Genomic DNA, 6,080 nt, shown 5'->3' on the forward strand with positions numbered 1-6,080 from the left:
CGATATGGGCGGCCAGTTCGATTGGCTGGCCAGCCGTATCAAGCCTGGCGACCGGGTGATGAACATGTTCGGCTATACCGGCGTTGGCAGCCTGGTGGCGGCCCGCGCCGGCGCGACGGTGACGCATGTCGATGCCAGCAAGAAAAGTGTGGCGGCCGCCCGCGAGAATGCCGCGCTGTCGGGCCTGGCCGAGGCGCCGGTGCGCTGGATCATCGATGATGCGCTGAAGTTCCTGCGCCGCGAAGTGCGGCGCGGCGCGAAATATCACGGCCTGATCCTTGATCCGCCCAAATATGGCCGTGGCCCCGATGGCGAGATCTGGCAGCTGGAACGCGACCTGCCGGAACTGGTCGATCTGGCCCGGCAACTGCTGGCGGACGATGCGCGCTTCTTCGTGCTCACCGTCTATGCCATTCGCATGTCGGCATTGGCGCTGCACCCGTTGGTTGAACAGGCGATCGGTTCACGCGGCGGCAGCATCGAAGTGGGTGACATGGCCATCCGCGAGGAAACCCGCGGGCTGTTGCTGCCCACCGCCATCTTCGCCCGCTGGAGTAACTGAGTCTGTCCTACAGCGCCGTTACCGGCTAGACTCCGGATTTGGCGCTCTTTGAAAATCCGGGATGTTGGCGGTCGAAAACGCACGAAATGCGGAAAAACTGTCAAAACTGGCGAGGGTTCATCCCTGTAACGCCGCCTGCCAGCCGAGCCCGGCGACGGCGCCCGTGGTCAGCAGCAGGCGCAGCCGGCCATACCAACCGGGCAGGCTGCGGGCGGTCCAATCCCAGATGAAATGGACGAGCAGCGCCGCAGCCAGCACCAGAAGCTGCGCGATGCGATATTTGGGCGGCGCCAGCAGCACGAGCCAGCCGATGATGCTGGGCAGCATGGCCAGGCCGATCAGGCCAGAGTTTGGCTGCGCGCTCTGCACCGCCGTGCCCCAGCGCGCGCCGCCAAGAAACGACAGGATGATCGCCGCCCACCACAGCAAGGCTTCGGTGAACTGCCAGCGGAAATCCGGAAATGCCAGTGTGGCCAGCGGCGGCGCCAGGAACGGGATCAGCCCGGCACGGCCATAAAAAAGCACGATCGGCGGCGTTTTCGTCATGGATGAATGCCTGTCATGCTTGGGTTTGGCAGCAAATGCGGCACGTCGCCCCCTTAGCCCCGGCAGGCCTTCACGGTTTCGGGACGAGGCCGCACGCCGGGACGGAACACCGCCACATAGCCCTGCGTGATATCGGCCATGCTGACCAGTTCATAGCCCACGGCCTTCACTTCGCAGGCTAGCAGCGCCTTGGGCATGCCATGTTCTTCCGAAGGCCGGTCAAGATCGACGACCACCACCCGGCCGCCCGGCTTCAGGCTGCCGCGCAGGCGATCGAGCAGCAGATAGGGCTGTTCGATTTCATGGTACATGTGAATCATCAGCGCGACATCCACGCTGGCGGCGGGCAGGCGGGCGCTGGCCTGCCGGCCCTGCACATAGCGTATATTGGTCAGGCGGGCAGCCTTCACCCGCTGCCGCACCCGGTCGAGTACGGTCAGCGACAGATCCTGCGCAAACACCCGGCCCTGCGGCCCCACCACCGGCGCCACCCGCATCACATAATATCCGCCGCCTGTGCCGATATCGGCCACGGCCATCCCGGTCTTGATGCCGGCGATGCGGATCACATCGGCGGCTTCGCCGGCCTTGTCTCGTGCCGCTTCTTCGCCCCAGGCGGTGGAAACCACTTTGGCCACCGGGCGCTGCGGGCGCGGCAAGGTGGCGGCTGCAGCCATCAACGGCAGGCAGACAAGCAGGAGGAAATGGCGGGCGGGGCCAGTCACCGGGCCTCCTTGCCAGCGCAGCATGGCCAAAAAATGTCAGCCAGCGGGTTTCGACTTTGGCGCAGCGCCAGTGCTGTCGAGCGCGCGCCAGCGGTTCATCTGGCGCTGGAATTCGTTGAGATCGCGCCCGGCCAGTTCGGCGCCGCCGATGAAGCGCAGGGAGACCGGGTTCACCGCCTTGCCGCGCAGCCACACTTCGTAATGCAGGTGCGCGCCGGTTGACAGGCCGGTTGAACCCACCGCGCCGATGCGCTGGCCCTGGCCCACGCGCTGGCCCGGCTTCACATCGATGCGGCTCATATGGGCATAAGCGGTGGCGAGATCCTTGTTGTGGCGGACCATCACATATTTGCCGTGGCCGCCGTGCCAGCCGGCAAAGCTGATCGTGCCGCCGCCGGCCGCCATGATGGACTGGCCATGACCGGCGTTGAAATCGACCCCCTTGTGCATGCGGCTGAAGCCCAGCACCGGGTGCAGACGCATGCCGAAGCCACTCGACATGCGGGCGCCATCAACCGGCGTCTTCATCAGGCCCTTTTTCACGCCTTCGCCGCTGGCCTGGTAATATTCGCCCTTCCACAGGCCGATCTCGACCGGGTTCTTGCCCTGCCTTGCCAGCGCGCCGAACAGCAATTTGCCGTGCCGCACGTCGCCGGTTTCGGCGCGATCCTGTTCGATGACGATGTCGAAACGATCAGCCTTGCCCAGACCGCGCTGGAAATCGACAACGTGGCGCATCTGCTTGATGAATTCGGCGGCTTGCCCACCGGGGATGCCGGCACTGCGCAGCGCCCGATTGAGGCTGCCGGTCACCGGAGCGCTGACCCTGAGCGGGGTTGAATCGACTTTGATGGGAATGCGTTTCAGGCTGAGGCCGGTTTCGGAGCGGTTGATTTCGACCCGCAGGTCAAAGGCAGCCCGCAGGGCCAGGCTTTCCAGCGGCCGCGGCACCGATTTTGAATCCCGCCGGCCCAGCACCAGTTCGGCGCGGGCGCTGCCACCGGGGTTCAGCCCGGCCAGCAGGCGGTTCACCTCGGCGACATCGCCAGCGCCAACCCCGGCGTTGCGCAGGGCGCCGGACAATCCGCGCTGGCCGATGGTCACGCTGCGTTCCACGCGCGGCCGTTCCGGCGCTTCGGCCAGTGGGCGCAGCTGGCGCGGATCAACGCGTGGCGTTGCGCCCGAAACGCCGCCAAACACCAGCGGCGCAATGGCATAGGCCTGCGCTTCGTCATGCTGGGCCGGCGTCAACGGGGTCGGAACGGCCTCATGGATCGGCGGCACCAGGCTGCCGGCCCACATCGCGCCACCCAGCAGCGCCGTGCAGGCTGTCAGTTTCATCCACCAGCGGCGGCTGCCGATGGCGGAACCAAGATCCAGATCAATATCGCCCTGTGCGGTAGCGCGGCGCAGTCGTTGCCAATCATCTGCCAGTCGCAGGCGTTCGGCGGCAGCGGCGCGAACAGCGGTGCGGGCAAGGGCCTGGCCAGCGCGAGCAATCTGCGCGGCCGGTGTAGAATGCGGCACAGAATGGGGCACAAACAGCGGTCCCGGCAGCGCGATGCTGCCTCCGACTGCCGGCTGAAGACCCGGTTGATACAAACCCATTCCCCCAAACCCAACGGTCAAACCATCTTTACAAACGGTTAACTATCGGTTCTTGCCGGATAAATTCATTTCCGACCTATCTGTGGTTGATTTGCCCCTCTCGAGTCGCCGTGTCAATCCGACAACAATCTGGGGACAAGTCAACCGCGATGAGCCGCCGTCATTATACGGTCACTTGCGCCGCAGATTCAGTCGTGTCACCTTCATTGCCATGCACAACCGAGCCGGCTGTACATGATGAGGTGGCCTCAAAATCACCAGCAACGGATGGGCCCGAACGGCCCAAGTTCCGATTGTTCCCAAGCCGGTTTGTTCCAGGCTAGTAGTTCCCTGACCGATTGCCACAGGCCCTTGCCGCCGCGCTTGCCGCGCCCCAGATCAGCCGAGTGAACCGGGACCGCATCTTTTCTGGGGCTTCGCCCACCACCGGCAACAGCCGCGTCACCGCCGTTCTCGGCCCCACCAACACCGGCAAGACCCACCTGGCTGTCGAACGCCTGTGCGGCCACACCAGTGGGATCACCGGCTTCCCGCTGCGGCTGTTGGCCCGCGAAGTCTATGAAAAGGTTGTGGCGGCCAAGGGCGCAGCCTCGGTTGCGCTGATCACTGGCGAGGAAAAGATCGTGCCGCCGGGCGCGCGCTGGTTCCTGTGCACAGTCGAATCGATGCCGCTGGACCGCGAGGTGGCCTTTGTCGCCATCGACGAAGGCCAGATGGGCGCCGATCCCGAACGTGGGCATGTCTTTACCGATCGGCTGTTGCGGGCGCGCGGCTATGCCGAAACCATGATCCTGGGTTCGGAAACGCTGCGGCCCCTGATCCGCAAGCTGATCCCCGACGCCGAGATCATCACCCGGCCGCGTTTTTCCATATTGGCCTATGCCGGGCCGAAGAAATTGTCGCGATTGCCGCGCCGCACCGCCATCGTCGCCTTCACGGCCGCCGAAGTGTACGCCATCGCCGAAATGCTGCGCCGGCAAAAGGGCGGGGCTGCGGTGGTGATGGGTTCATTGTCGCCGCGCACCCGCAACGCCCAAGTGGCCATGTATCAGTCGGGCGAGGTCGATTATCTCGTCGCCACCGATGCCATCGGCATGGGGCTGAACATGGATATTGCCCATGTCGCCTTTGCCGCGCTCGGCAAGTTCGACGGCAAGCGCCAGCGCCGGCTCACCCTGTCGGAAATGGCGCAGATCGCTGGCCGCGCCGGCCGCCACCAGCGCGATGGCACGTTCGGCACGGTGCAACTGGGCAGCGTGGCCAATTGCAGTTTCACCCCTGAAGAGATCGAGGGCCTGGAAGAGCATCGCTTCGAGCCGCTGACGCATCTGGTGTGGCGCAACACCGATCTGGACTTTTCCAGCCTGCCGCGGCTGGTCGCCACCATGGACGAACGGCCGTTCCGCCCCGAACTGGTGCGATCCGATGATGCCATTGATATGGGCGTGCTCAAGCGCCTGGCCGGTGAACCCTGGGTGATGGAACGCGCGAACAGCCGAATGCTGGGTGAGCGTGGGCTGATCCGTCTGTGGCAGGCGTGCAGCCTGCCCGATTATCGCAAGACTGGGGTGGAGGCGCACACGCGGCTGGTGGGCCGGGTGTTCCGTCATCTGACCGAAGGCCGCGGCCACTTGCCGGATGCGTGGATCGCGGCCGAAATCGCGCATCTCGATCGCGTCACCGGTGATGTGGAGGCGATTGCCGATCGCATTGCGGCAGCACGGACCTGGACCTATGTGGCCCACCGGCCGGACTGGGTCGACAATCCGGTCTTGTGGGCGGAGCGGACGCGCGCACTGGAAGACCGCCTGTCCGATGCGCTGCACGGCGCGCTCACCCAGCGGTTCGTCGATCGCCGCACGGCTGTGCTGCTCAAGGATCTGAAAGCGCGCGGGGTGTCGGCGCATGTGCTGATCGAAGCCGATGGGGGCGTTGCTGTCGACGGCGAGATGATTGGCCGGCTGGACGGTTTCCGTTTTACCGCCGATGCGGCGGCGCGGGCCGGCGAGCAGCGGTTGTTGCTGGCGGCGGCCGAGCGCCATCTGTCGCGTGAACTCGCTGCCCGCGCCAAGCAGCTGGCCGAAGCCGAAGACAGCGCGTTTTCACTGGATTTTGACGGCAGCCTGCCGCCGCGCCTGTTGTGGCAGGGCGCGCGGGTGGCAACGCTGCGCAAGGGCCGCGATGCGCTGGCGCCGCGGGTCGAGCTTGATCGTGCGATCACCGCGCTTGGGCCCGATGATCGCCGCCGCGTGGCAGAACGGCTGGAACGTTTTGTGGGTGAGGCCATTGCCCTTGTTGCGGCGCCGCTGGCCCGGGTGCAGGCGCTGCGCGCGGAGGTTTCCGCTCCGGCGCGCGGCCTGATCGTGCAACTGGTCGAAGGGCTGGGCGTGCTGGCCCGCGAGGATGTTGCCGAACAACTGGTGGGCGTGACCCGCACCGATCGTCAGGCATTGAGCCGCTGCGGTGTCCGGATGGGGCCGTTGCATTTGTTCGTGCCGGCGTTGCTGCGCCCCGAACCGACGCGCTGGCGCCTGGCCCTGTGGGCGGTGGCCAGCGACCTGACCAGCCTGCCGCCGCTGCCGGCACCAGGCCGGGTCTCGCTGTCGGGTGAAGCCGTGGAAGCGCCTGCCAATGTGCTG

General features: G+C 65.9%; 5 protein-coding genes. 2 read left to right on the top strand and 3 right to left on the bottom strand.

Features of this window, described 5'->3' with window-relative positions; genetic code table 11:
* A partial coding sequence (locus tag RMO81_RS00220; RefSeq protein ID WP_310473711.1) for a class I SAM-dependent methyltransferase occupies positions 1 to 562 on the top strand: 562 nt, incomplete at its 5' end.
* Between the two features lie 117 nt (positions 563 to 679).
* On the opposite strand, the gene RMO81_RS00225 is transcribed toward RMO81_RS00220, so the two are convergent.
* Genes RMO81_RS00225 through RMO81_RS00235 form a run of 3 tightly spaced genes read right to left on the bottom strand, consistent with a single transcriptional unit; the run spans position 680 to position 3,360 of the window.
* Positions 680 to 1,108: a DUF3429 domain-containing protein gene (locus RMO81_RS00225; protein WP_310473712.1), complete on the bottom strand. Its 429-nt coding sequence runs from the start codon at positions 1,106 to 1,108 to the stop codon at positions 680 to 682.
* Between the two features lie 53 nt (positions 1,109 to 1,161).
* Positions 1,162 to 1,833 (bottom strand): methyltransferase domain-containing protein, encoded by a 672-nt coding sequence (locus RMO81_RS00230; protein ID WP_310473713.1) that lies wholly within the window; start codon positions 1,831 to 1,833, stop codon positions 1,162 to 1,164.
* Positions 1,834 to 1,869: 36 nt separating this feature from the next.
* The gene (locus RMO81_RS00235; RefSeq protein ID WP_310473714.1) at positions 1,870 to 3,360 is read right to left on the bottom strand and encodes a peptidoglycan DD-metalloendopeptidase family protein; all 1,491 of its coding nucleotides are present in this window, start codon (positions 3,358 to 3,360) and stop codon (positions 1,870 to 1,872) included.
* Positions 3,361 to 3,827: 467 nt separating this feature from the next.
* Between RMO81_RS00235 and RMO81_RS00240 the strand changes: the two genes are divergently transcribed.
* Positions 3,828 to 6,080, top strand: a 2,253-nt coding sequence (locus RMO81_RS00240; RefSeq protein ID WP_310473715.1) for a helicase-related protein, incomplete at its 3' end; no start/stop codon positions are given.

The sequence above is a fragment of the Sandarakinorhabdus sp. genome, assembly GCF_031422795.1.
Lineage (GTDB): Bacteria > Pseudomonadota > Alphaproteobacteria > Sphingomonadales > Sphingomonadaceae > Sandarakinorhabdus.

Coding starts and splice junctions, on each gene's coding strand:
- RMO81_RS00225 (WP_310473712.1), bottom strand. CDS start 1,108: ATGACGAAAACGCCGCCGATCGTGCTTTTTTATGGCCGTGCCGGGCTG.